The sequence below is a fragment of the Nocardiopsis sp. B62 genome (genome assembly GCF_018070675.1).
In the GTDB taxonomy this organism is placed as follows: Bacteria; Actinomycetota; Actinomycetes; order Streptosporangiales; family Streptosporangiaceae; genus Nocardiopsis; species Nocardiopsis prasina.
In genome coordinates, this window is sequence record NZ_JAGPXK010000007.1 from 89,843 (window position 1) to 112,804 (window position 22,962).

A 22,962-nucleotide genomic window follows, 5' to 3' on the forward strand; every position below is an offset into this window, starting at 1 on the left:
AGTCATGGCGAACTTCACCGCCGCGGACGTCAAGAAGCTGCGCGACGCGACCGGCGCCGGCATGATGGACTGCAAGAAGGCCCTGACCGAGGCCGACGGCGACTACGACAAGGCCGTCGAGGCCCTGCGCATCAAGGGTGCCAAGTCCGTCGACAAGCGCGCGGACCGCACCGCCGCCCAGGGCATGGTCGTCCTCAAGCAGGAGAGCGAGGGTAAGGCCACCCTCATCGAGCTCAACTGCGAGACCGACTTCGTCGCCAAGAACGCCGGCTTCATCGAGCTCGCCAACGAGGTCGCCGACTTCGTCGCCGCCCAGGACGGCGACGACATCGCCGCCATCGCCGCCGCCGAGATCGAGCCGGGCAAGAGCCTCCAGGCCTACATCGAGGGCAAGAGCGCGATCATCGGCGAGAAGCTCGAGTTCCGCCGCATCGCCAAGTTCGACGGCGCCTACGTCGCGAGCTACCTGCACAAGTCCGACCCGGACCTGCCCCCGAGCATGGGCGTCCTGGTCGAGCTGGACAAGCAGGACGAAGAGGTCGGCAAGGACCTCGCCCAGCAGATCGCCGCGCTGGCGCCGCAGTACGTCAGCAAGGACGAGGTCCCCGCCGATGTCGTCGCCAACGAGCGCCGCATCGCCGAGGAGACCACCCGCGAGGAGGGCAAGCCCGAGCAGGCGATCCCGAAGATCGTGGAGGGCCGCCTCAACGGTTACTTCAAGGACGTGACGCTGCTCGGCCAGCCGTTCGTCAAGGAGAACAAGAAGACGGTCCAGAAGGTCGTCGACGAGGCCGGTGTCACCGTCAAGCGTTTCGTGCGCTTCAAGGTCGGCCAGGCCTAGGGAGTTGTTCGGTGGATCGTTCCGAGAAGGCGTCCACCGCACACACCCTGGGGTTTTGACATGATGGAGGTGCCGGGGAGACTTCTCTCCCCGGCACCTTTTGGTGGATATGGGCGGATTTGGGGCGTCATGCGCACCCACCGCCCGCAGCAGGAGCACTCGGGGGACCCTGTGCCACTCGGGGAGAACAAGGGAGGCCGCAGGCCGTGTCGGAGAACGAAGCGATGACCACCGAACCCGCCATGCACGATTCCGGTTGGAAACGTGTGATGCTCAAGCTGTCGGGGGAGGCTTTCGCTGGCGGTGGCGGTCTCGGCATCGAGCCCGAGGTCGTCCAGTACGTGGCGGAGTCCATCGCCGAAGCCGTCTCCGAGGGCATCCAGGTCGCCGTCGTCGTCGGTGGCGGCAACATGTTCCGCGGCGCGCAGCTCACCGAGGGCGGGATCGAGCGCGGCCGTGCCGACTACATGGGGATGCTCGGCACCGTCATCAACTGCCTCGCCCTCCAGGACTTCCTGGAGCGCCTGGGCGTGGACACCCGCGTACAGACCGCGATCCACATGAGCCAGGTCGCGGAGGCCTACATTCCGCGTCGCGCCATCCGCCACCTGGAGAAGGGCCGCGTGGTCATCTTCGGTGCCGGTCTTGGAGCGCCGTTCTTCTCCACCGACACCACCGCCGCTCAGCGCGCGCTGGAGATCGGTGCCCAGGCGGTCCTCAAGGGCACCCAGGTCGACGGGGTCTACGACTCCGACCCGCAGCGCAACCCGGACGCGGTCAAGTTCGACAAGCTCAACTACAACGAGGTCCTCACCCGCGGCCTCAAGGTCATGGACGCCACGGCCGTCAGCCTCTGCATGGACAACGGGCTGCCCATCGTCGTGTTCGACCTCATGAGCCAGGGCAACATCCTGCGCGCCGTCCGCGGTGAGAAGATCGGCACCATCGTCGGCCCCGTCTCCGCCTAGAGAGCGGACGGTCCGGCCGCGACCCCAAGCCACGAACACCCAGCCGAGAACCCGGGAGCGCCACAATGACCGAAGAAACCCTCCTTGAGGCCGAGGAGAAGATGGAGAAGGCCGTGGTCGTCGCGAAGGAGGACTTCGCCACGATCCGGACCGGCCGCCCCACCCCGGCCACCTTCAACAAGATCACCGTCGACTACTACGGTGCCCGCACGCCGATCAACCAGCTGGCGTCCTTCTCGGTTCCCGAGCCGCGGATGGTCGTCATCTCCCCGTTCGACGTGAACTCGCGCACCGACATCATCAACGCGATCCGCAACAGCGACCTCGGCGTCAACCCCTCCGACGACGGCCAGGTCATCCGCGTGGTGTTCCCGGACCTGTCCGAGGAGCGCCGCAAGGAGTACGTGAAGGTCGCGCGCACCAAGGCCGAGGACAGCAAGATCTCGATCCGCAACGTGCGCCGTCGCGCCAAGGACAGCTTCGAGAAGGCCGTCAAGGCCGGTGACCTCGGTGAGGACGAGGCGCACCGCGCCCAGGCGGAGCTGGACGAGCTTTCCCAGAAGTACGTCGCCGCCATCGACGAGCTGTTGAAGCACAAGGAAACTGATCTTCTCGAGGTTTAGCCGGTGAGCACACCTTCCAAGGGTTCCGGCGGCGATGACCACTCACCGGAGCACAGACCCGACGACATTCCCCCGTCCGGGGCGGGCGACCCCGCCTCGGACACGGCCGCCGGGCAGCGCTTCGTGCTGCACAAACCGGGGGGCGGACCGGTCAGGACCGGTCGCAACCTCCCGGTGGCCATCGCCAGCGGGTGCGCCCTGGGCGCGCTCGTCTTCTTCTCGGTCTTCCCCTGGCCGCAGCTGTTCACGATCATCACCTCGCTCGGGGTGCTGATCGGCCTACGCGAGCTCAACCGGGCCTTCGGTGGCAAGGGCATGACCCTGGCCGTGGTCCCGTTGGCCGTGGGCGGCGTGGCCATGCAGGCCGGGGCCTACTTCGGCGGCGCGGACTGGTTGGTGGGTATCGCCGCCCTCACGGCGATCTCCTGCCTGGCCTGGCGGCTGAGAGGAGGAGCGGAGGGGTTCGTCGCCGACGCGTCGGCGAACCTGTTCGTTCTGGTGTACCTGCCGTTCCTGCTGGCCACGTGGATGCTGCTCATCGCGCATCCCGAGGACGGGCAGTACCGGCTCGTGGTGTTCATCCTGGTGACGATCTCCAGTGACATCGGCGGGTACTTCGCCGGGATCCTGCTCGGTCGGCACAAGATGGCCCCGGTGATCAGCCCGAACAAGACCTGGGAGGGGTTCGGCGGCTCCGTGGTGGGCTGTGCGGTGGCGGGCGCGCTGTGCGTGACCCTGCTGCTGGGCGGCCCCTGGTGGGTCGGCGTGGTCCTCGGCCTGGCCGTGGTGGCGGCAGCCACGGTCGGCGACCTCATCGAGTCGCTCTTCAAGCGCGACCTCGGTGTCAAGGACATGGGCCGGTTCATGCCGGGCCACGGCGGCCTGATGGACCGCATCGACTCGCTGCTCATCGCGGGTCCCGTGGTCTGGATCGTGCTGAGCCTGCTCCTGCCGTAGACGACGGGCCGGGCCCCCGGCCTCGTGGCACCCGGTGATGACTGGGCGCGACGAGACCGGGGGCCTTCGTCGTGCCCGGGGACGCCGGAGCGGGTCGGGGTGGATACGCTCGAAGGGTGGATGAACCTCTGATCGAACGCATGCGCCAGTACGGTGAGACGATCTTCGCCGAGATGACGCGCCTGGCCGTGGAGACCGAGTCCGTGAACCTCGGGCAGGGTTTCCCCGACACCGACGGGCCACGCTCCCTCCTGGAGGGGGCCTCCCGCAACATCATGGCGGGGGTGAACCAGTACCCGCCGGGGCCGGGCCGTCCGGAGCTGCGCCAGGCGGTGAGCCGCTACCGCTCCCGCCACTACGGCCTGGAGTTCGACCCGGACACCGAGGTGTACGTGACCGTCGGTGCGACCGCGGGGATCGCCGCGTCCATGCTGGCGCTGGTGGAGCCCGGGGACGAGGTGATCGTCTTCGAGCCGATGTACGACTCCTACGCGGCGACGATCTCACTCGCCGCGGGGGTGCGCCGACCGGTGACGCTGCGCTGCGACCCGGAGAGCGGACGCTTCACGTTCGACCCGGCCGAGCTCCGAGCGGCGGTGACCCCGCGGACCCGGCTGATCATGGTCAACTCCCCGCACAACCCCACCGGGACGGTCTTCACGCCCGCCGAACTGGAGGTGATCGCCGGGGTGTGCCGTGAGCACGACCTGATCGCGGTCACCGACGAGGTGTACGAGTTCCTCACCTTCGACGACCGCGAGCACGTGCCGCTGGCCACGCTTCCGGGCATGCGCGAGCGGACCCTGTCGATCTCCTCGGTGGGCAAGACGTTCGCCGTCACCGCGTGGAAGACCGGCTGGGTCACGGGCCCGGAACCCCTGGTGCGCGCGGTGCGCACGGTCAACCAGTTCCTCACCTTCTCCGCCAACGGCGCGCTCCAGCTGGCCATCGCCGACGCCCTGGACAACGAGGGGGAGTGGATCGAGCGGCAGCGGATCGCGCTCCAAGGCAAGCGGGACCGACTCGCGGAGGGTCTGACCCGGGCCGGGTTCGACGTGAACGTCTGCGAGGGCACCTACTTCCTGATGACGGACATCCGTCCGCTCGGGTTCCTGGACGGCGTGGACGTCGCCCGGGCCCTACCCCGTCAGGCGGGGGTGGCGGCGGTCCCCGCCAAGGTGTTCTACGACCGCGAGGACGAGGGGCGGCACCTGCTGCGTTTCGCCTTCTGCAAGAAGGACGAGGTGCTGGACGAGGCGGTCCGCCGCCTGGCCTCCTGGCACGGGTGGGTGAACTGAGTCCGGTCGGTCGGGCCCGCGTGAGACCGGGCTGGCCGGGGGCAGGCGGTCGCGGCCCCCGGCCAGCCGCGCGCTGAGGCGTTCGTCGGCGTCGGACAGGCCAGGGGCCCAGCACCCGGGCGAGTTCCCGGCAGGTCTCCACGAGTTCGCCCAGGTGGGGACGGCCCCGGACCGCTCGGCGCGGTCGAGGGCCCAGGGCTCGTGGTCGGCCCGCGTGCCGGTTGCCCGCGTCCGCCAGCGCAACGACGGCGCCCGTGGCCGCCTGCGGGTCGTGGGCGCACCGGCCGCAAGGACGGGTGGCGGCCCCAGGAACCGTGGCCCGCCCGGTCGGCTCAGGGTGTGGGGGTTCTCCGTCTCGCGTCCCGGGAGTCCATGAGGTCGATGAGGCGTTCCTCGGCGTCGGGGCCCGGGCTGACCCGGGGCAGGCGCCACATGAGCGCGGCTCCGCCGAGCCACCAGGCCAGGACCATGCCCCACTCGTTGGGCCAGCTCAGCGCCGCGGGCATGCCGGGCAGGTAGAGCAGGAACAGGCCGAACGCCAGGACGAAGGCGGTGACGCCCACCGGGGTGCCCGCGCGGACCCTGAACGGCCGCTCCATCTCCGGTTCACGGCGACGCAGCACCAGGAAGCACACGATCACCATCAGGTAGGCGATCACGATGTTGAGGCCGCCCGCGTTGACCAGCCACACCAGCATCGGGCGGCCGAAGAGCGGGGCCAGGACCGAGAGCGCGCCGATGAACAGCACCGCGTTGGCGGGGGTGCGGAAACGCGGGTGGAGCTCACCGAACCAGGAGGGGAGCATCCTCGAACGCGCCATCGCGTAGATGAGGCGGCTGCCACCGATGAGGAAGGCGTTCCAGCTGGTGAGCAGACCGGCCACTCCGCCCAGGACCAGGAGGTTGCCCATGGCGGCGCTGTCCCACATGGCGGCCATGGAGTCGGCCGAGGCGAGCTCGGAGCCCAGGAGGTCCGAGGAGGGCAACCCGGCGCCGGCGGTCAGCATCACCATCACGTACCAGGCGGTGGCGCAGAAGACCGAGACCACCAGGAGTGACCCGACCAGTCGGTAGGGCAGCCTGATCTCCGAGGCCGACTGCGGGATGACGTCGAAGCCCACGAACAGGAACGGGACCGCGACCAGCACCACGAACATCCCGGACGCCCCGCCGGTGAAGAGGGGTTCCATGTTCGCGGTGGACCCGCCCACGAAGGCGCCGGTGAGCATGGCCGCGCCCGCCGCCAGCAGGAAGAGGACGGTGACGCCCTGGAACACGCTGGCGGGGCGGATCCCGACGTAGTTGAGCGCCGTCATGGCCACGGCGCTCAGGACGCCGATGGCCACCAGACTGGCGTGGACGTCGTACCCGGCGACCGTCCACAGGTGGCCGACCTCGATGTTCGGGAACAGGTAGACGAGGGTCTGCGGGACGGCGACCGCCTCGAAGGCGACCACCGAGACGTAGCCCAGCACCATGGCCCAGGAGGCGACGAAGGCGCCCTTGGGGCCGATGGCGCGCATGGCGTAGTGGTGTTCTCCGCCCGCGTGCGGCATGGCGGAGACCAGCTCGGCGTAGGTGAGGCCGACGAAGGCCATCACGACGCCGCCGATGACGAAGGCCAGGGCGGCGCCACCGCTGCCAGCCGCGTCGACGAAGTCGCCGGTGAGGACGATCCAGCCGAAGCCGATCATCGCTCCGAAGGCCAGGGCCAGGACGTCCGTCCTACCCAGGACCTTGACGAAACCCGGACTTGTGTTGGACATGGAGGGGGCTCCCAACGGGTCGTGCCTGTGTCGGGGGACACACGTGTGGGGGACAAGAGAACACGTGTGAGTCCTGAGGAGAAGTGCCGTGCTGGCCAGGTGCGCTGCCGGGGTTGTACAGAGTGGTTGGTGATGGGTTGACGGGATCTTTGGTGCCCGTGGGTGTGGGGGAGGGGGCGGGTTCCCAGTAGAACCGGAATCCGGGGCGCGCGAAAGCCCCGGGGCGTCGCCTGTGGACAACTCCCCGGGGCCGTGGTCGGATCAGCGCTCGGGTTCGAACCAGACGGCGGCCAGCGGCGGCAGGGTGATCTCGGCGGAGAACGGCTGACCGTGCCACTCCTGTGCCTGCGCGTCGACGGACGCCGGCGCCTCGTGGCCGGAACCCCCGAAGCGCGGGTCGTCGGAGTTGAGCACCGACGTCCAGCGGCCCTCGGAGGGCAGGCCCACCCGCCAGTTCGGACGGGGCACCGGCGAGAAGTTCACCGCGCACGCGAGCACCGAGCCGTCCTCCCCGTGGCGCAGGTAGCTGAGCGTGTTGCCCTGGTGGTCACCACCGTCGAGCCAGCGGAACCCGGCCGGGTCGGTGTCCAGCGACCACAGCGCCGGACGCGGCCGGTAGGCGTTGTTGAGCGCCCTGACCAGCCTCTGGGCCCCCGCGTGGTGCTCGAACTGGAGCAGCCACCACGGCACGCCCTCCTCGTGCGACCACTCGTGCCCCTGGGCGATCTCGCCGCCCATGAACAGCAGCTGCTTGCCGGGGTGGGACCACATGAACGACAGCAGTGCCCGCAGCGTCGCGGCGCGCTGCCACTCGTCACCGGGCGGCTTGTTGAACAGCGCCTGCTTGCCGTGCACGACCTCGTCGTGGGACAACGGCAGCACGTAGTTCTCGCTGTACGCGTAGACCATCGAGAACGTGATGTCGTTGTGGTGGTACTCGCGGTGGATCGGCTCCTTCTTCACGTACTCCAGGGAGTCGTGCATCCAGCCCATGTTCCACTTCAGCCCGAACCCGAGACCGCCCATGTCCACCGGCTGGGTCACCCCCGTGTACGCGGTGGACTCCTCCGCGATCATCGCCACGTTCGGGTTGCGCCGGTAGACCGTGGTGTTGAGCTCCTTGAGGAAGTCGATCGCCTCCAGGTTCTCCCGGCCGCCGAAGGTGTTGGGCTCCCACTGTCCGGAGTCCCGCGAGTAGTCGAGGTAGATCATCGAGGCCACGGCGTCCACCCTGAGGCCGTCGACGTGGAACTCCTCCAGCCAGTACAGGGCGTTGGCGACGAGGAAGTTGCGCACCTCGGTGCGTCCGTAGTTGAAGATGAGCGTTCCCCAGTCGGGGTGCTCACCGCGCCGGGGGTCCGGGTGCTCGTACAGCGCCGTCCCGTCGAACCGGGCCAGCGCCCACTCGTCCTTGGGGAAGTGCGCGGGCACCCAGTCCAGGAACACCCCGACCCCGGCCCGGTGCAGGGAGTCCACCAGGTGCCGGAACTCGTCCGGGCTGCCGAATCGCGGCGTCGGCGCGTAGTACGACGTGACCTGGTAGCCCCATGAACCGTCGAAGGGGTGCCCCGCCACCGGCAGGAACTCCACGTGGGTGAAGCCGAGGTCGACGACGTACTCCACCAGCTGCTCCGCCAGCTCCCGGTAGCTCAAGCCGGGCCGCCAGGAACCGAGATGCACCTCGTAGACGCTCATCGGCGAGCGGTGCGGCTCCGCGCCCTTGCGCTCGGCCATCCACTGCTCGTCGGTCCACACGTGTTCGGAGGTGGTGACCACCGATGCCGTGGCCGGGGGCATCTGGGTGCGCCGCGCCATGGGGTCGGCCTTGTCCCGCCAGTGCCCGTCGGCCCCCAGGACCTGGAACTTGTACAGGTCACCGTCGCCCATGCCGGGCACGAACAGCTCCCACACTCCGTTGGCGCCCAGGCTGCGCATGGGGTGCGCGATCCCGCTCCAGTAGTTGAAGTCGCCGATCACCCGCACCCCGCGCGCGTCGGGCGCCCAGACGGCGAAGCGCGTGCCGCGGATCTCCCCCATGGGGCTCTCGACGGTGGTCGTGTGCGCTCCGAGCGCCCGCCACAGCTCCTCGTGCCGACCCTCACCGATCAGGTGCAGGTCCAGCTCGCCCAGGGTGGGTCCCACCCGGTGGGCGTCGGCCTCCACGAGCTCGGGCCCGCCCTCCTCGTAGCGCACGGCGACGCGGTAGTCGGCGGTGCGGGCGGGGAGCCGGGCGGAGAAGACACCCCGGTGGCGGTGGGTGAGCCCGACCCGGGAGCCGTCCGGCAGGACGGCGTCCACCTCGACCGCTCCGGGGCGCAGGACGCGCAGGTCGCGGCCGTGCAGGCCGAGAACCGAGTGCGGGTCGTGGTGCCAGCCGTCGACGACCCGGTCCAGCTCGGTGACCAGCTCGGCGGAGATCCCGGCGGGTGTCCGGGGCCGCTTGGCCGCGGGCTTCTTCGAGGTGGTAGCTGCCGCGGGCTTCGCGGTGGTCCCGGTGGCGGGCTTCCCCGCGGTGCCCTTCGCGGTGGTCTTCCTGGCTGCGGGCTTCTTCGCGGCGGTCTTCGCGGCGGTCTTCCCGGCCACGGCCCCGCTGGGGGCGGACTCCTTCTTCGCGGCCGGCGCCTTCGCCTTCGTGCCCTTGGACCCCGTACCCTTCGCCGCCGTGCTCCCGGCGGCGGCCATCTTCGGCGCCTCCTTTGGCTTCTCGTCGGCTGTCGCGGACTTCCTGGTCGTGCGCGGTGACAATTCGACTCCGTGGTGACTTGTAATGGTCGGATGGCGGGAGGCGGTGAAGCGATGGCTCGGACGAGGGACGACAGTGGGGGCGGCCGCGGTGCTCGACGGCGGCCGCCCCTGGGGATCAGCCGGGCACGCGTGGCGCTCCGGCGGCGGTGGCGATGGACTCCAGTGGGACCCGGAGCCAGTTGGGCCGGTTGCGGGCCTCGTACAACACCTCGTAGACCGCCTTGTCGAACTCGAAGGCCCGCAGCACGGTGAGGTGCTTGTCCGGATCGGCGCCGCCCCCCTCGGCGTAGCCCCGGCAGAACGCCTCCCGGTTGCGCCGCGCCCAGTCCCGCGCGGCCCACGCGAGGTCGGGGTCGTCGTCCTGTTCGACCAGCAGGTACCCGGCGGCGTAGTCGAAGGAGCGCAGCATCCCGGCCACGTCGCGCAGCGGACTGGACAACCGTTGGCGTTCGCGCACCGGCACGGTCGGCTCGCCCTCGAAGTCCAGCAGCACCCACCCGGACTCGGGCCGGATGACCTGCCCCAGGTGGTAGTCGCCGTGGACGCGCTGGATCGGCAGCGGCTGGTCCAACCGGGCGAGGTCGGCGTAGGCCTCCATCACCCGGGGAGCGTGCTCGGCCAGCTCGGGGACCTCCGCGCTGGCCATGGCCAGGCGTTCCACCATGGCGTCTGCCAGTTCGCTCGCCGCGCTGGGCGACAGCACGTCGGTGGGCAGCGCCGTGGCGAGGGAACTGTGCACCACGGCGGTGGTGCGCCCCAGTCGTGCGGACTCCTCGCTGAAGTCGGCGTCCGCACCGTCGAGCAGTGTGCGGACGTTGGCCGTGGCCATCACCCATCCATCCTGGGCGTCCGGGACGAAGGTCTGGAGCAGGGCGAGCGTGGTCGGTGACGAGTGACCGGACAGGTCCGCCTCGATCCACCCGCACGGGCGCGCCACGTACGGCGAGCCCGACAGCGCCACGTTCAGCTCCAGGTCCGGGTTGCGTCCCGGCCAGAGTCTGCGGAAGGTCTTGAGGACGTAGTCCCGCCCGTACACCAGGGAGGTGTTGGACTGCTCACCGGTGAGCAGACGCCCCGGACCAAGGGCCTCCACGGTCGTGCCGGGCAGGGTACGGAAGCGCACCCGGCCGCGTCGGTCCCCGTCCCCGCCACCGGTGAACCGTTCCAGCAGCAGAGCCGTGAGCTGCGGGTCGTGCGCGGCGTCGTACACCACGCGGGGACGGCTGCCGGAGACCTGGCACACGCCGATGGCGGCGCGGGCCAGGTCGGGCGGCAGCGACCGGGGCGGGCGGGAGCCGAGCAGCACCTGGTAGCGGGAGCTGAGGCCGCGCTGCCCCGCCTGCACAACGAGGACGTTCAGATCAGGTCCGCCGGGACCGGCCGAGACCAGGGTGTACCTGCTCTCGATCCGGACCCGCTGGATCGGTATCCCCTTGCCGGAGAACCATCGTTGCCGGGGAAGCCAGACCGCCAGGAGTTCTTCTAGCTGCGACATCTCAGTAAGGACCGTGTCCCTTCCCGCCACCGTCCCCGGGCCGGGAGCCGGACACTGTGGTGGACGTGCGGTGGCCGGTGTCGAGGGCGTCCCGGGCGCTGACCCCGGCTGAGGGCAGGCCGTAGGTGGGGGCGCCCTCGCGGGTCTGGGAGCCCGGCTCGGTGGTCCGCTCGGCCGGGAGCTGGAACCAGTAGAAGCCGTGGCCGGGGAGCGTGAGCAGGTACGGCAGCTCACCGATTTCCGGGAAGCTCACCCCGCCCACGCACTCCACTGGCCTGACCCCCGCGTAGCGGGACAGGTCCAGCTCCACGGGCTGCGGGTGCCGGGACAGGTTGTTCACGCACAGCATGCGGTCGTCGCCGTGCTCCCTGATGAACGCCAGCACGCTGGGGTTGGTGGCGTTGAGCTCGGTGAACTCCCCGGTACCGAACACGGGGTGGCGCTTGCGGATCTGGATCATCCGCCGCGTCCAGTTCAGCAGCGATCCCGGGTTCTCGCGCTGGGACTCCACGTTGATCGCCTGGTAGCCGTAGACCGGGTCCATGATCAGCGGGAGGTACAGGCGGGCGGGGTCGCCCCGGGAGAAACCGGCGTTGCGGTCGGAGTTCCACTGCATGGGCGTGCGGACGGCGTCGCGGTCGCCCAACCAGATGTTGTCGCCCATCCCGATCTCGTCGCCGTAGTACAGGACCGGCGAGCCGGGCAGGGACAGCAGCAGCGCCGTGAACAGCTCGATCTGGTTGCGGTCGTTGTCCAACAGGGGCGCGAGCCGCCGACGGATCCCCACGTTCGCGCGCATGCGGGGTTCCTTGGCGTACTCGGAGTACATGTAGTCGCGCTCCTCGTCGGTGACCATCTCCAGGGTCAGCTCGTCGTGGTTGCGCAGGAAGATCGCCCACTGGCAGTTGCGGGGGATCTCCGGGGTCTGGGCGAGGATCTCCGAGATCGGGAACCGCTGCTCCTGCCGCACCGCCATGAACATGCGCGGCATCAGCGGGAAGTGGAAGTTCATGTGGCACTCGTCGCCGCCGGACTCGAAGTCGCCGAAGTAGTCGACAACCTCCGACGGCCACTGGTTGGCCTCGCTCAGCAGCACCCGGTCCGGGTACAGGCGGTCCACCTCGGCGCGCACCCGCTTGAGGAACTCGTGGGTCTCCTTGAGGTTCTCGCAGTTGGTGCCCTCGCGCTCGTACAGGTACGGCACGGCGTCCAGGCGGAACCCGTCGATGCCCAGGTCGAGCCAGTAGCGCAGGACCTCCAGGATCGCCTCCTGCACCGCCGGGTTCTCGAAGTTGAGGTCCGGCTGGTGGGAGAAGAAGCGGTGCCAGTAGTACTGGCCGCGCACCTCGTCGTAGGTCCAATTGGAGGTCTCGGTGTCGACGAAGATGATCCGCGCCTCGTCGTAGAGGTCGTCGGTGTCCGACCACACGTAGAAGTCGCCGTAGGGGCCGTCCGGGTCCTCCCGGGAGGCCCTGAACCACGGGTGCTGGTCGCTGGTGTGGTTCATGACCAGGTCGGTGATGACCCTGATGCCACGGCGGTGCGCCTCGTCCAGGAGCTCCACGAAGTCGGCGGTGTTGCCGAACTCGGGGAGGATCTTGAAGTAGTCCGAGATGTCGTACCCGCCGTCGCGCAGCGGCGACTCGTACATCGGCAGCAGCCAGACGCAGTCGATGCCCAGCCACTGGAGGTAGTCCAGCTTCCGCACGAGCCCGGTGAGGTCACCGGTGCCGTCGCCGTTGGAGTCGAAGAACCCGCGAGCGAGTACCTCGTAGAAGACGGCGTGCTTGAACCAGTGGGGATCACTGGTGCCGCCGGTGGACATGAGCGGGCCGGTGGCGGCCCCGGTGGCCGGGGCGAGCGGACCGTGTTCGGCGTGCTCGTGGGCGACGGGTCCGGGCTCGTCGTTGCTCATCTACTGCTCCCCACCAAGAATGTTCGACGTCTGATCAACAGGCTTTTCGCACGATGGAGGGGGCGGCACCCGGTCGGGGTGGCCGCCCGCCTCGTCAGGGCCCGTCATCTGCCGTGGACGGTGAGCACGTGCGCGGGTCCGGTCGCGGGGTCGAGGCGGACGTAGTTGTCCGCCCGCCAGGTGTACGCGCGTCCGGTCAGCTCGTCGGTCACCCTGAGGTCCTCCTCCCACGTGCGGCCGATCGACGGCAGGTCCAGGTGCACCGTGGCCTCGCGGGCGTGGTGCGGGTCGAGGTTGACGACGGCGATCACGACGTCGTCGGGCTCACCGGGGGCGCCGGGCCGGTGCTTGGAGAAACACACCAGTTCGGGCCGGTCCACATGGTGGAAGCGCAGGTTGCGCAGCTCGCGCAGGGCGGGGTGGGTCCGGCGCAGCGCGTTCAGCCGGGTGATCAGCGGGGCGATGGTGTCCCCGGAGGCATCGGCGGCGGCCCAGTCCCGGGGCCTGTACTGGAACTTCTCCGAGTCCAGGTACTCCTCGCTGCCCGGGGCCGCGGGGGTGTTCTCGCACAGCTCGAAGCCCGAGTAGACGCCCCAGGTGGGGGAGAGCAGCGCGGCGAGCACCGCGCGGACCTCGAAGGCGGGGCGCCCGCCCTCCTGGAGGTAGGCGTTGAGGATGTCCGGGGTGTTGGTGAACAGGTTCGGGCGCAGGTAGTGCGCGGTCTCCCCGCTGAGCTCGGTGAGGTAGTCGGTGAGCTCGTCCTTGCCGTTGCGCCACGTGAAGTAGGTGTAGGACTGGTGGAAGCCCACCTTGGCCAGGGTGCGCATCATGGCGGGGCGGGTGAAGGCCTCGGCGAGGAAGAGCACGTCCGGGTCGCGCCTGGCGACGTCGGCGAGCAGCCGCTCCCAGAAGGCGACGGGCTTGGTGTGGGGGTTGTCGACGCGGAAGATCCGAACGCCGTGATCGATCCAGTGCCGGACCACACGCAGGCACTCCTTGTAGAGGCCCTCGAAGTCGTGATCGAAGCAGAGCGGGTAGATGTCCTGGTACTTCTTCGGCGGGTTCTCGGCGTAGGCGATGGACCCGTCCGCGCGTTTGCTGAACCACTCGGGGTGCTCGCTCACCCAGGGGTGGTCGGGCGAGCACTGCAGGGCCAGGTCAAGGGCGATCTCCAGGTCGTGCTCGCGGGCCTCGGCCACGAAGGCGTCGAAGTCGGCGAGGGTGCCGAGGTCGGGGTGGACGGCGTCGTGGCCGCCGTCAGCGGAGCCGATCGCCCACACCGAGCCGGGGTCGCCCGGTCCGGGCCGGAGGGTGTTGTTGCGGCCCTTGCGGTGGGCCTCGCCGACGGGGTGGATCGGCGGCAGGTAGACGACGTCGAACCCCATGCCGGCGATGGCGGGCAGGCGCTTGGCGGCGGTCGCGAAGGTGCCGGAGACCTCCCTGCCGGGCGCGGCGTCGACCTGTGCCCCCTCCGAACGGGGGAAGAACTCGTACCAGGAGCCGAAGAGGGCGCGTTCGCGGTGGACGGCCACCTTGGTGCGCCTGGAACGGGTGACGAGTTCGCGCAGGGGGTCGCGCTCCATCTTCGCGAGGACCTCGCCGGTGACAGCGGCCCCGAAGCGCTCCAGCGGGGAACGGGAGGTGTCGCGCAGCACCTTGGCGGCGGCGGTCAGGGCGGGAGTTCGAGGGGTGCGCCGAGCGGCCCGTGCCAGGAGGCGCGCGCCCTCTTCCAGAACCAGTTCGGTGTCGGTGTCCAGGGGGAGCTTCACGCGGGCCACGTGCAGCCAGGTGGTGAACGGGTCGGTCCACGACTCGACCGAGAACGACCAGTTCCCCTCGCTGGGAAGGCTGATCTCGGCCTCGTACCGGTCGGTCCCGCGGTCCCGTTCCCGCATGGGGACCAGCGCCTCCCGGCGGCCCTTGGGGGAGTGGAGGACCACGCCCGCGGCGAGGGAGTCGTGGCCCTCACGGATGACGGTGGCGGACACGGTGAAACGTTCACCGGGAACGGCTTTCACGGGGCCGAGTCCGTTGTGTGGAGAGATGTCGAGGATGGGCAGTCGTCCGATCACTGGCTACACCGTAATTGTCGTGGTTCGGGCGTTATGGGATGGCACGGGCAAGGGTTCGTGCGTGAATAACCGGGAGTTCATCCATGGAAATACGGAGTTAACGAAAGCTCGGATCGGGAACCTGTCCGGATTGCGGCTTCGGTGCCCTCCGCTGTCTATCGTCGGCCCTCTAGTGGGGTTTGGCAGAGTGGCGAGGCCGCAGTATTAATGTGATCCTCGCCACACTAGGCGGAGGCGCCAAGACCTGGTATTTGCCGCGTTTCACCTTGGCGAACCTCGCAATGCGGGCATAGGTCACCAAGCGATTCAGGCGCCTCTGTGGTTGTTTTCGTATTCCGCTTCATGAAAATTCGGAAAAATCAGGTCGCATGTTGGTGAGGAGGCTGGGATGGGTAGGGCTGTCAAATGCGCCAACGAGCGGGAGGGCTGGATTCCGGGCATCTTCGCGAGTCCGATCAGTCCCCTGGGAAACGTTCGCCCCATATTCGGGTGTCCTGTCACTCGCGGATCGGGTACCCGCCGCCGAACCGCCCTCAGGTCAAGGAAAGGTCCGGGGGTTTACAGGCGATCCATCCTGACTCGCGAAGCGTGCACGATCTGCACGGCTTTGCCGTGGATTGAGGAAGGTTTTCGCTAACACGCCTGATTTGACGGACTTCCCTTTGCGTACCGGCTGCGAGTGTGGGCGTCGCAGTGTTCGTGTCGCGTGGCGCGCGGACAGCACACGGCCGTAGGGGGGCGACGTGACGGAGTCGAACCGGGGTGGTCCGTTCCTGGATCCGTTCCTGGAGGCGTTCCGGGGGTTCCTGAAGCACGACCAGCCGCAGGACCGGCGTGAGGCGCTGCTCAGGCTGTCCGGGCTCGGGGTCGTCGCCGGGCTGTTGTCGGCGGCCCTGGTCATGCCCTGGGTGGGAGGTGCCGGACTGGTCGCCCGTGACGCGGCGGCCGGGTTCATGTCCCTGCCCGGTGACCTGGACGTACCCAGCCTGTCCTCCCGTGTCCTGCTCACCGCCGACGACGGGACGCCCTTCGCCGAGGTCTCCGAACGCGAACGCCGCGTGGTGGGCCTCGACGACATCAGCCCGTGGGTGGGCACGGCCCTCATGGCCATCGAGGACGACCGTTTCTACGAACACAAGGGCCTGGACCTGCGCGGCGTGATCCGTGCCGCCGCGCGCACCGCCCAGGGCGACACGCAGGGCGGTTCGACCATCACTCAGCAGTACGTGAAGAACCTCCTCATCGAGACCGCGGACACGGAGGAGGACGTCGAGGGCGCCAGCGCGCAGAACCTGGGCCGCAAGCTCACCGAACTGCGCTACGCGATCGACGTCGAGGACCGCCTCACCAAGGACGAGATCCTGGAGGGGTACCTGAACCTGTCCTACTTCGGCGGAGGCGCGCATGGTGTCGAGATCGCCGCGCAGCGGTACTTCTCCATCCCCGCCGCCGACCTCGACGCCGGCCAGGCGGCCATGCTGGCCGGTCTGGTGCGCGCCCCCTCGTTCTACGACCCGCTGAACAACCCCGAGGGCGCGCTCGAACGCCGCAACGTCGTACTGGACCGCATGGTGGCCACCGACGTGCTCGACGCCAAGGAGGCCGAGGCCCACAAGGAGCGGGGGCTGGGCATCGACTCCACGCCGCGCGGAGGCAGTTGCGCGGAGAGCGACTACCCGTTCTTCTGCGACTACACCATGCGCTGGCTGCGGAACTCGGACCTGATCGGCGGCACCGCCGAGGAGCGCGAACAGCGCATCGTCCAGGGCGGGCTGACCGTGCGGACGACACTCGACGCGGCCGCGCAGGACGCCGCGGAGAAGGCCATCGAAAAGCGCGTCCCGCACGAGGACTCCACGAAGTTCGCGGCCCAGGCGATGATCGAACCCGGCTCCGGCCGGGTGCGCGCCCTGGCCCAGAACCTGAAGTACGGGTTCGACGACGAGGCGGTGGGCACGACCTCCCTCAACCTCGCCGTGGACCAGGCCGACGGCGGCTCCTCCGGTTACCAGGCCGGGTCCACCTTCAAGACGTACACGCTGGCCGCGGCGCTGGAGAAGGGCCTGGGCTACGGGACCAGCTTCTCCTCACCCAAGAGCATGTCCGTCAGCGGGATGTCCGGCTGCGACGGCACCAGGATGTCCGCGTGGAACGTGCGCAACGCCGGTGAGAGCGACGACGGCAGCCACAACATGATCAGCGCGACCAAGGGGTCGGTGAACACCTACTTCGCCCAGCTCCAGAAGCGCGTGGGCCTGTGCGAGACCTCGGAGATGGCGGAGAAGGCCGGAGTGCACCGCGCGGACGGCGCAGACCTCGGGGTGTGGAGCTCCTTCACCCTGGGCGACCAGGAGGTGTCCCCGCTGAACGTGGCCGCCTCCTACGCGACCTTCGCCGCACGCGGTGAGTACTGCGAGCCCCGCCCGGTGCGCTCGGTGACCGAGGAGGGCACCGGCGAGCAGCTCAAGACCACCTCCGAGTGCGAGCGGACGGTCAAGCAGGACGCCGCCGACGGGGTGAACCACCTGCTCCAGCAGACCTTCGACGGGGGCACCGCCAAGGGACTGGACATCGGTCGGCCGGCCGCGGGCAAGACCGGCACCACGGACGGGGCCGCCTACGCCTGGTTCGCCGGGTACACCCCGAACCTCGCCTCCGCCGTGGTCGTGGGCGACGTGCGCGGCGGCGAGCAGAACCCGCTCCAGAGCGTGACGATCGGCGGCCGCTACTACGGGATCGTCTACGGCGGCACCCTGCCCGGTCCGATCTGGCAGGAGAGCATGCGCGGCGCCACCGATCACCTGCCCTCGGACAGTTTCGCGGGGTCGCCCGGAAGCTTCGGCGACCCGAAGACCGAACCGGCGGAGCAGAGGGGCGACGACGGCGACGACGACGGGGGCGGCGACGACGGCGACGAGGAGGCCTAGGGCGTCCGGGGGTCCGCGCCCCGGTCCGGTGGTCGTGCGGGAACGGCGATCACGCGACCGGGGCGCGGACCCGTGTGGCGGGCCTCGCCGTCATCGTGTTCTCACAATCCGTGGTTGGGGATCTTGACAGGTCTAGACCAGCCTTGCTTAGGTGACGTCACCCCCTGCGGCGCGCGGTCGGACGCAGCGCCGCACCCTAGGAGTGTGATCACGTGATCCGACGTCTCCTGAGTCAGCTCGCCGCGCTGGGCGCGATCGCGGCTGTGCTCGTTACCCTCCCCGCCACGGTCGCGCAGGCCGCCACCTGCGCGACCGCCTGGAGCTCCTCCGCCGTCTACACCGGCGGCGGCCAGGTCTCCTTCGAAGGCCGCAACTACACCGCCAAGTGGTGGACGCAGAACGAACGTCCCGGCACCTCGGACGTCTGGTCCGACCAGGGCGCGTGCGGCACCGACGGAGGCGGGGAGCAGCCGGGCCCCAGTGACTTCGTGGTCAGCGAGGCCCAGTTCAACCAGATGTTCCCGAACCGGAACTCCTTCTACACCTACGCCGGCCTCACCGCCGCCCTGAGCTCGTACCCGGGCTTCACCAACACGGGCAGTGTCGAGGTGCAGCGACGGGAGGCGGCCGCGTTCCTCGCCAACGTCAGCCACGAGACCGGTGGACTGGTGCACATCAAGGAGACCAACGAGGCGAACTACCCGCACTACTGCGACTGGGGCCAGCCCTTCGGCTGCCCGGCCGGACAGTCCGCCTACTACGGCAAGGGCCCGATCCAGCTGAGCTGGAACTACAACTACAAGGCCGCTGGTGACGCCCTCGGCATCGACCTTCTGAACAACCCCTACCTGGTCGAGCAGGACGCCGCGATCGCCTGGCGGACCGGACTCTGGTTCTGGAACACCCAGCCCGGCGCCGGAACGATGTCGGGGCACACCGCCATCGTCGGCGGTCACGGCTTCGGCGAGTCGATCCGCTCCATCAACGGCTCGATCGAGTGCAACGGCGGCAACCCGGGACAGGTGCAGAGCCGCATCAACACGTTCACGCACTTCACCCAGATCCTCGGCACCACGACGGGGTCGAACCTGAGCTGCTGACCCCCGGGTGCGTCAGGCACCCGTGACGGCACTCCGAGCGGGGGTGCGACCGGCGACCACCGTCGGGCGCGCCCCCGCTCCGGCGTTCCCGAAGCCGGTCCGAGCCCCTCCGAGACCCCTCCGGGGCCGGTGCGTTCGCGTCCCACAGGTGGGAAGGTCTTCACCAATCGTCACGTTTGCACCATAATGGAGGCAATCCGACAGGGGAGCGCGTGAGCGCTGAGAGTGCGGCACCCGGCCGCAGACCCTTACACACCTGATCTGGGTCATGCCAGCGAAGGAAGTCATAGGAAACCGCCATCGCGGCGTGCGCGTGCGCGCGCCCGGCTGGCGCTCTTGGCCACATGGGCCCTCGTCACCCCGACGAAGGGACATCAACCACCATGAGTACCGAAAGCGACCGTGAGACCGGTCCCGGAACCGCCGCCCGGCCCACGGGCACCGTCCAGGAGGTCCTGGCGAAGTTCCGGAGCTGGCGCACCGTCGACATCGTCGTGGCCGCCGTGATCGGCGTCGCGGTCGGCGTCGTCTTCTGGCTGTGGAACATCGTCTGGTCGGTCACCACACCGCTGTTCGTCGCCTTCCCGCCCGGGCAGGCCGTCGTCTACGGCATGTGGCTGATCTCCGGTGTGCTCGGCGGCCTCATCATCCGCAAGCCCGGAGCGGCCCTGCTGACCTCGATCGCGGCCGCCTCCGTCTCGGCCGTGCTGGGCACCCAGTGGGGGATCATGGTCGTCCTCGACGGCGCCCTCCAGGGGCTGCTGCCCGAGCTGGTCTTCCTCGCCTTCGCCTACCGGCGCTGGAACATGGGCGTGGCCGTGCTCGCAGCCGCCGTCGCCGGGCTCTCCCCGGCCATCCGGGACAACATCGCCTACAACGTCACCTGGCCGATCGAGTACCAGCTCACCTACGGGGTGATCGTGGTCCTCAGTGCGGCGGTCATCGCGGGTGTGGGCGCCCGACTGCTCACCACGGCGCTGGCCCGGGCCGGTGCGCTGGCCCCCTTCCCCTCGGCCAGGGGCTGACCCGTGACCCGACCCGACACAGGCGGTGCGCGCGTCGAACTCTCCGGCTGGGGATGGAAGCACGCGGGCCGCGACGACCACGCCCTGCGCGGGGTGGACCTGACCGTCGAACCGGGGGAGCGGGTCCTGCTGCTCGGCGCCTCGGGCGCGGGCAAGTCCACCCTGCTGCACTCCCTGGCCGGGCTCACCGGTGAGGACGGCGCCATCAGCGGCGAGCAGGAGGGGTCGTTGCTGGTGGACGGTGTCCCCGCCGACCGTGGCCGGGGCGGCGTTGGGCTGGTGAGCCAGGACCCCGAGACCCAGCTCGTGATGGCCCGCGCCGGGGACGACGTCGCCTTCGGGCTGGAGAACCTGGGGGTGGACCCCGGGCTCATCTGGCCGAGGGTCGAGCGCTCCCTGGCGGAGGTCGGCTTCCCCTACGGCCTCCGGCACTCCACGGGCGCGCTCTCCGGCGGCGAGAAGCAGCGTCTGGTGATCGCCGGAGCGCTGGCCATGCGGCCGCGCCTGCTGCTCCTGGACGAACCCACCGCCAACCTCGACCCGGCCGGTGCCTCGCTGGTCCGCGACCTGCTCTCCCGCCTGCTCGGCGAGACCCGGGCCACCCTCGTGCTGGTCGAACACCGGGTGGCCGACGTCGTGGACCTGGTGGACCGGGTGGTGGTGGTCGCACCCGGCGGGGGAGTGATCGCGGACGGCACCCCGGCACGGGTGTTCGCCGAACACGGTCGTTCCCTGGCCGAACAGGGCGTGTGGATCCCCGGCAACGAGCCCGCCCCCGAACTCACGCCCGGACCTGGCGGCGGACTGCTGGTGGAGACCGTGGACGTCACCGCCCGCACCCCCTTCCAGGTGGGCGTGCGCGCCGCGCCCCGGCGCACGGTGCTCGACGACGTGAACGTCACCGTGCGCGCGGGGACCGCGACCGCGCTGACCGGGCCCAACGGGGCTGGCAAGTCCACGCTCCTGACCATGCTGGCCGGGCTGTCCCGCCCACACCGGGGACAGGTGCTGCCGCGCGGTCCGCTGGCCGAGTCGGACCGGCGTCCGCTGGTTCGCTGGCCTGCACGCCGTCTGGCCCGCCACGTGGGCACGGTCTTCCAGCACGCCGAGGACCAGTTCGTCACCGCCACGGTCCGCGACGAACTCCGCTTCGCGCCGCTGCGGGCCGGGATGGGAGAGGCCGAGACCGACGCCTGGGTGGGCGAACTGATGGAGCGGCTGCGGCTCACCAGGTTGGCCGAGGTGCACCCCTACACGCTCTCCGGCGGCGAGAAGCGGCGCCTCTCGGTGGCGACCGCGCTCAGCTCCGGTCCCTCACACGCCCCGGACCTGCTGGTGCTGGACGAACCCACCTTCGGCCAGGACACCCGGACCTGGACGGAGCTGGTGGAGCTGCTCGGCGTCCTGCGCGCCGAGGGGCGGGCCGTGGTCATGGCCACCCACGACGAGCTCCTCCTGCGCCGTCTGACGGACGTGGAGGTGCGGGTGGCCGACGGGCGCGCGGCGCCCGTCGAGACGGCTGCCACGGCACGAGAGGGGGACGTGTGAGTTCCCAGGTCTCGCATCGCTCCATGGGAGGGGACACCCTCACCCTGGACGTGCCCGAGGGCGGCGGCGCCCGCTACTGGCTCACCAGCCTGAACCCGGCCGCCAAGCTCCTGGCCGCACTGGCGATCGGGATCGGACTGATCCCGGCGGTGGACGCCGTCACCGGCGGAGTCGTGCTGCTCGCGGTGCTGCTCACGGTGCCGTTCAGCGGAGTGGACCGGCGCACACTGCTGATCCTGGGCGGACCGTTCCTGCTCATGGGGCTCAGCAGCGGCGCGGTCAACTACCTGTACGGCGAGCACGGCCTGGAGGGAGCCGTGGGCGCGGCGGTGCGCCTGCTGGCCATCGCCCTGCCTGGCCTGCTCGCCGCGATCAGCAGCGACCCCACGGAGATGTCCGACGGCCTCGTGCAGCGCCTCCGGGTGCCGGAACGCCCCGCCATGGGCGTGCTCGCGGCGCTGCGGCTCATCCCGCTGCTCGCCGACCAGTGGCGGACCATCACACTGGCCCGCCGGGCACGGGGCCTGGAAGCCGGGCGCAACCCGCTGCGGGTCGTCTCGTTGTTCTTCGGGCGGCTCTTCGCGCTACTGGTGCGATCCATCCGGACCGGGATGCTGCTGGCCACCGCGATGGACGCGCGCGCCTTCGGCACGGGATCCCGCACGCACGCGCGGTACAGCCACTGGCGGGCGGCCGACACCCTCCTCCTGGTGGGCACCGCCCTGCTGCTGGTCGCCGCCTACATCCTGTCGGCCCGCCTGGGGACCCTGGTGCTGCTCTTCCGCTGACCCGGGTGGTTAGGTAAGCAGCGGACACTGACGTCGAAGCGAAGCAGGTGGAGAACGTGAGCGAGTTCGTGCGCGTCGAGGCCGACCCGGAGAACCCCGGAGTGGCCGTCATCCGGATCGACCGTCCCAAGGCGCTGAACGCGCTGAACGGCACGGTCACCCGGGAGATCGCGGAGGCGGCCGCCGCCGTGTCCGCCGACCCCTCCGTGCGCGCGGTGGTGCTCTACGGCGGTGAGCGGGCGTTCGTGGCCGGGGCCGACATCAAGGAGATGGCCGACCTCACCCACGCCCGCATGCTGGAGTACTCGCGGGCCCTCCAGAACGCCCTGACGGCGGTGGCCCGCATCCCCAAGCCCGTGGTCGCGGCGATCAGCGGCTACGCGCTGGGCGGCGGCTGTGAGCTGGCGCTGTGCGCCGACTTCCGGGTTGCGGGCACCAAGGCCAGGCTCGGCCAGCCCGAGATCCAGCTGGGCGTCATCCCGGGCGCGGGCGGCACCCAGCGCCTGCCGCGCCTGATCGGCCCGTCCCGGGCGAAGGACCTGGTGTTCAGCGGCCGCCACGTGCGAGCCGACGAGGCCAGGGAGATCGGTCTCGTGGACGAGGTCGTTCCCGACGAGGAGGTCTACTCGGCCGCCGTGGCCCTGGTCGCCAAGTACGTGGACGGGCCCGCCGTGGCCCTGGCCGCCGCCAAGGAGTCGATCGACCGGGGACTGGAGACCGACCTGGACACCGGCCTGGAGATCGAGCGCCTGCACTTCTCCGGCCTGTTCTCCACCGAGGACCAGAAGGCCGGGATGAAGAGCTTCGTCGAGCAGGGGCCGGGCAAGGCCACCTTCGTCGGCCGCTGAACCCCCGGTCGTGACCGGGCCCCGGCCGCCGTGGCGGTCGCTGGGG

16 protein-coding genes and 1 riboswitch are annotated in these 22,962 nt (G+C 70.0%); of the genes, 11 read left to right on the forward strand and 5 right to left on the reverse strand.

Annotation, left to right across the window (positions count from 1 at the left end; translation table 11 throughout):
- The first annotated feature begins 4 nt into the window (after positions 1 to 4).
- The 5 genes from tsf (at position 5) to KBX21_RS10435 (ending at position 4,687) form a co-directional block, all read left to right on the forward strand.
- On the forward strand, positions 5 to 841 hold the full coding sequence (gene tsf / locus KBX21_RS10415; RefSeq protein ID WP_049570726.1) for a translation elongation factor Ts: 837 nt from the start codon (positions 5 to 7) through the stop codon (positions 839 to 841).
- 224 nt (positions 842 to 1,065) lie between these two features.
- Positions 1,066 to 1,809 carry a UMP kinase gene (gene pyrH, locus KBX21_RS10420; protein ID WP_040694415.1) on the forward strand — a complete coding sequence of 248 codons (744 nt, stop codon included), beginning with the start codon at positions 1,066 to 1,068 and terminating at the stop codon, positions 1,807 to 1,809.
- A 65-nt stretch (positions 1,810 to 1,874) separates the two neighbouring features.
- Complete coding sequence (gene frr, locus KBX21_RS10425; RefSeq protein ID WP_049570728.1) at positions 1,875 to 2,432, forward strand: ribosome recycling factor; 558 nt, start codon at positions 1,875 to 1,877, stop codon at positions 2,430 to 2,432.
- A gap of 3 nt (positions 2,433 to 2,435) precedes the next feature.
- On the forward strand, positions 2,436 to 3,389 hold the full coding sequence (locus KBX21_RS10430) for a phosphatidate cytidylyltransferase (protein WP_210841775.1): 954 nt from the start codon (positions 2,436 to 2,438) through the stop codon (positions 3,387 to 3,389).
- 116 nt (positions 3,390 to 3,505) lie between these two features.
- Positions 3,506 to 4,687 carry a pyridoxal phosphate-dependent aminotransferase gene (locus tag KBX21_RS10435; RefSeq protein ID WP_210841776.1) on the forward strand — a complete coding sequence of 394 codons (1,182 nt, stop codon included), beginning with the start codon at positions 3,506 to 3,508 and terminating at the stop codon, positions 4,685 to 4,687.
- A 332-nt stretch (positions 4,688 to 5,019) separates the two neighbouring features.
- Here KBX21_RS10435 and KBX21_RS10440 read toward each other — a convergent pair whose 3' ends face one another.
- The 5 genes from KBX21_RS10440 to KBX21_RS10460 form a co-directional block, all read right to left on the reverse strand.
- Positions 5,020 to 6,453, reverse strand: a complete 1,434-nt coding sequence (locus tag KBX21_RS10440; protein WP_210841777.1) for an APC family permease — start codon at positions 6,451 to 6,453, stop codon at positions 5,020 to 5,022.
- A gap of 261 nt (positions 6,454 to 6,714) precedes the next feature.
- The gene (glgB, locus tag KBX21_RS10445) at positions 6,715 to 9,135 is read right to left on the reverse strand and encodes a 1,4-alpha-glucan branching protein GlgB (RefSeq protein ID WP_234003893.1); all 2,421 of its coding nucleotides are present in this window, start codon (positions 9,133 to 9,135) and stop codon (positions 6,715 to 6,717) included.
- A gap of 178 nt (positions 9,136 to 9,313) precedes the next feature.
- Positions 9,314 to 10,693, reverse strand: coding sequence for a phosphotransferase (locus tag KBX21_RS10450; protein ID WP_210841778.1), 1,380 nt, complete (start codon positions 10,691 to 10,693; stop codon positions 9,314 to 9,316).
- Between the two features lies 1 nt (position 10,694).
- Entirely contained in the window at positions 10,695 to 12,608 is a 1,914-nt protein-coding gene (treS, locus tag KBX21_RS10455; protein ID WP_210841779.1) for a maltose alpha-D-glucosyltransferase, read from the reverse strand.
- Between the two features lie 104 nt (positions 12,609 to 12,712).
- Entirely contained in the window at positions 12,713 to 14,680 is a 1,968-nt protein-coding gene (locus tag KBX21_RS10460; RefSeq protein ID WP_049570748.1) for an alpha-1,4-glucan--maltose-1-phosphate maltosyltransferase, read from the reverse strand.
- Between the two features lie 743 nt (positions 14,681 to 15,423).
- On the opposite strand from KBX21_RS10460, the gene KBX21_RS10465 reads away from it, so the two are divergent.
- The 6 genes from KBX21_RS10465 to KBX21_RS10490 all read left to right on the forward strand — a co-directional run bounded on the left by KBX21_RS10465 (position 15,424) and on the right by KBX21_RS10490 (position 22,916).
- Positions 15,424 to 17,607, forward strand: coding sequence for a transglycosylase domain-containing protein (locus tag KBX21_RS10465; protein WP_210841780.1), 2,184 nt, complete (start codon positions 15,424 to 15,426; stop codon positions 17,605 to 17,607).
- 212 nt (positions 17,608 to 17,819) lie between these two features.
- Positions 17,820 to 18,707, forward strand: coding sequence for a glycoside hydrolase family 19 protein (locus tag KBX21_RS10470; protein ID WP_210841781.1), 888 nt, complete (start codon positions 17,820 to 17,822; stop codon positions 18,705 to 18,707).
- A 192-nt stretch (positions 18,708 to 18,899) separates the two neighbouring features.
- Positions 18,900 to 19,007: riboswitch (TPP riboswitch) on the forward strand.
- Positions 19,008 to 19,090: 83 nt separating this feature from the next.
- Entirely contained in the window at positions 19,091 to 19,732 is a 642-nt protein-coding gene (locus tag KBX21_RS10475) for an ECF transporter S component (RefSeq protein ID WP_049570754.1), read from the forward strand.
- A gap of 3 nt (positions 19,733 to 19,735) precedes the next feature.
- The gene (locus KBX21_RS10480) at positions 19,736 to 21,280 is read left to right on the forward strand and encodes an ABC transporter ATP-binding protein (protein ID WP_210841782.1); all 1,545 of its coding nucleotides are present in this window, start codon (positions 19,736 to 19,738) and stop codon (positions 21,278 to 21,280) included.
- A 23-nt stretch (positions 21,281 to 21,303) separates the two neighbouring features.
- Entirely contained in the window at positions 21,304 to 22,068 is a 765-nt protein-coding gene (locus KBX21_RS10485) for an energy-coupling factor transporter transmembrane protein EcfT (RefSeq protein ID WP_210841783.1), read from the forward strand.
- 47 nt (positions 22,069 to 22,115) lie between these two features.
- Positions 22,116 to 22,916, forward strand: coding sequence for an enoyl-CoA hydratase-related protein (locus KBX21_RS10490; protein WP_199776535.1), 801 nt, complete (start codon positions 22,116 to 22,118; stop codon positions 22,914 to 22,916).
- The last annotated feature ends 46 nt before the right edge of the window (positions 22,917 to 22,962 follow it).

Bases quoted from the DNA above. Each gene is read 5' to 3' on its own strand.
- KBX21_RS10475 (WP_049570754.1), top strand. From the start codon at position 19,091: ATGAGTACCGAAAGCGACCGTGAGACCGGTCCCGGAACCGCCGCCCGG.
- KBX21_RS10485 (WP_210841783.1), top strand. From the start codon at position 21,304: ATGGGAGGGGACACCCTCACCCTGGACGTGCCCGAGGGCGGCGGCGCC.
- KBX21_RS10450 (WP_210841778.1), bottom strand. From the start codon at position 10,693: ATGTCGCAGCTAGAAGAACTCCTGGCGGTCTGGCTTCCCCGGCAACGA.
- frr (WP_049570728.1), top strand. From the start codon at position 1,875: ATGACCGAAGAAACCCTCCTTGAGGCCGAGGAGAAGATGGAGAAGGCC.
- tsf (WP_049570726.1), top strand. From the start codon at position 5: ATGGCGAACTTCACCGCCGCGGACGTCAAGAAGCTGCGCGACGCGACC.
- KBX21_RS10440 (WP_210841777.1), bottom strand. From the start codon at position 6,453: ATGTCCAACACAAGTCCGGGTTTCGTCAAGGTCCTGGGTAGGACGGAC.
- pyrH (WP_040694415.1), top strand. From the start codon at position 1,066: ATGACCACCGAACCCGCCATGCACGATTCCGGTTGGAAACGTGTGATG.
- treS (WP_210841779.1), bottom strand. From the start codon at position 12,608: ATGAGCAACGACGAGCCCGGACCCGTCGCCCACGAGCACGCCGAACAC.
- glgB (WP_234003893.1), bottom strand. From the start codon at position 9,135: ATGGCCGCCGCCGGGAGCACGGCGGCGAAGGGTACGGGGTCCAAGGGC.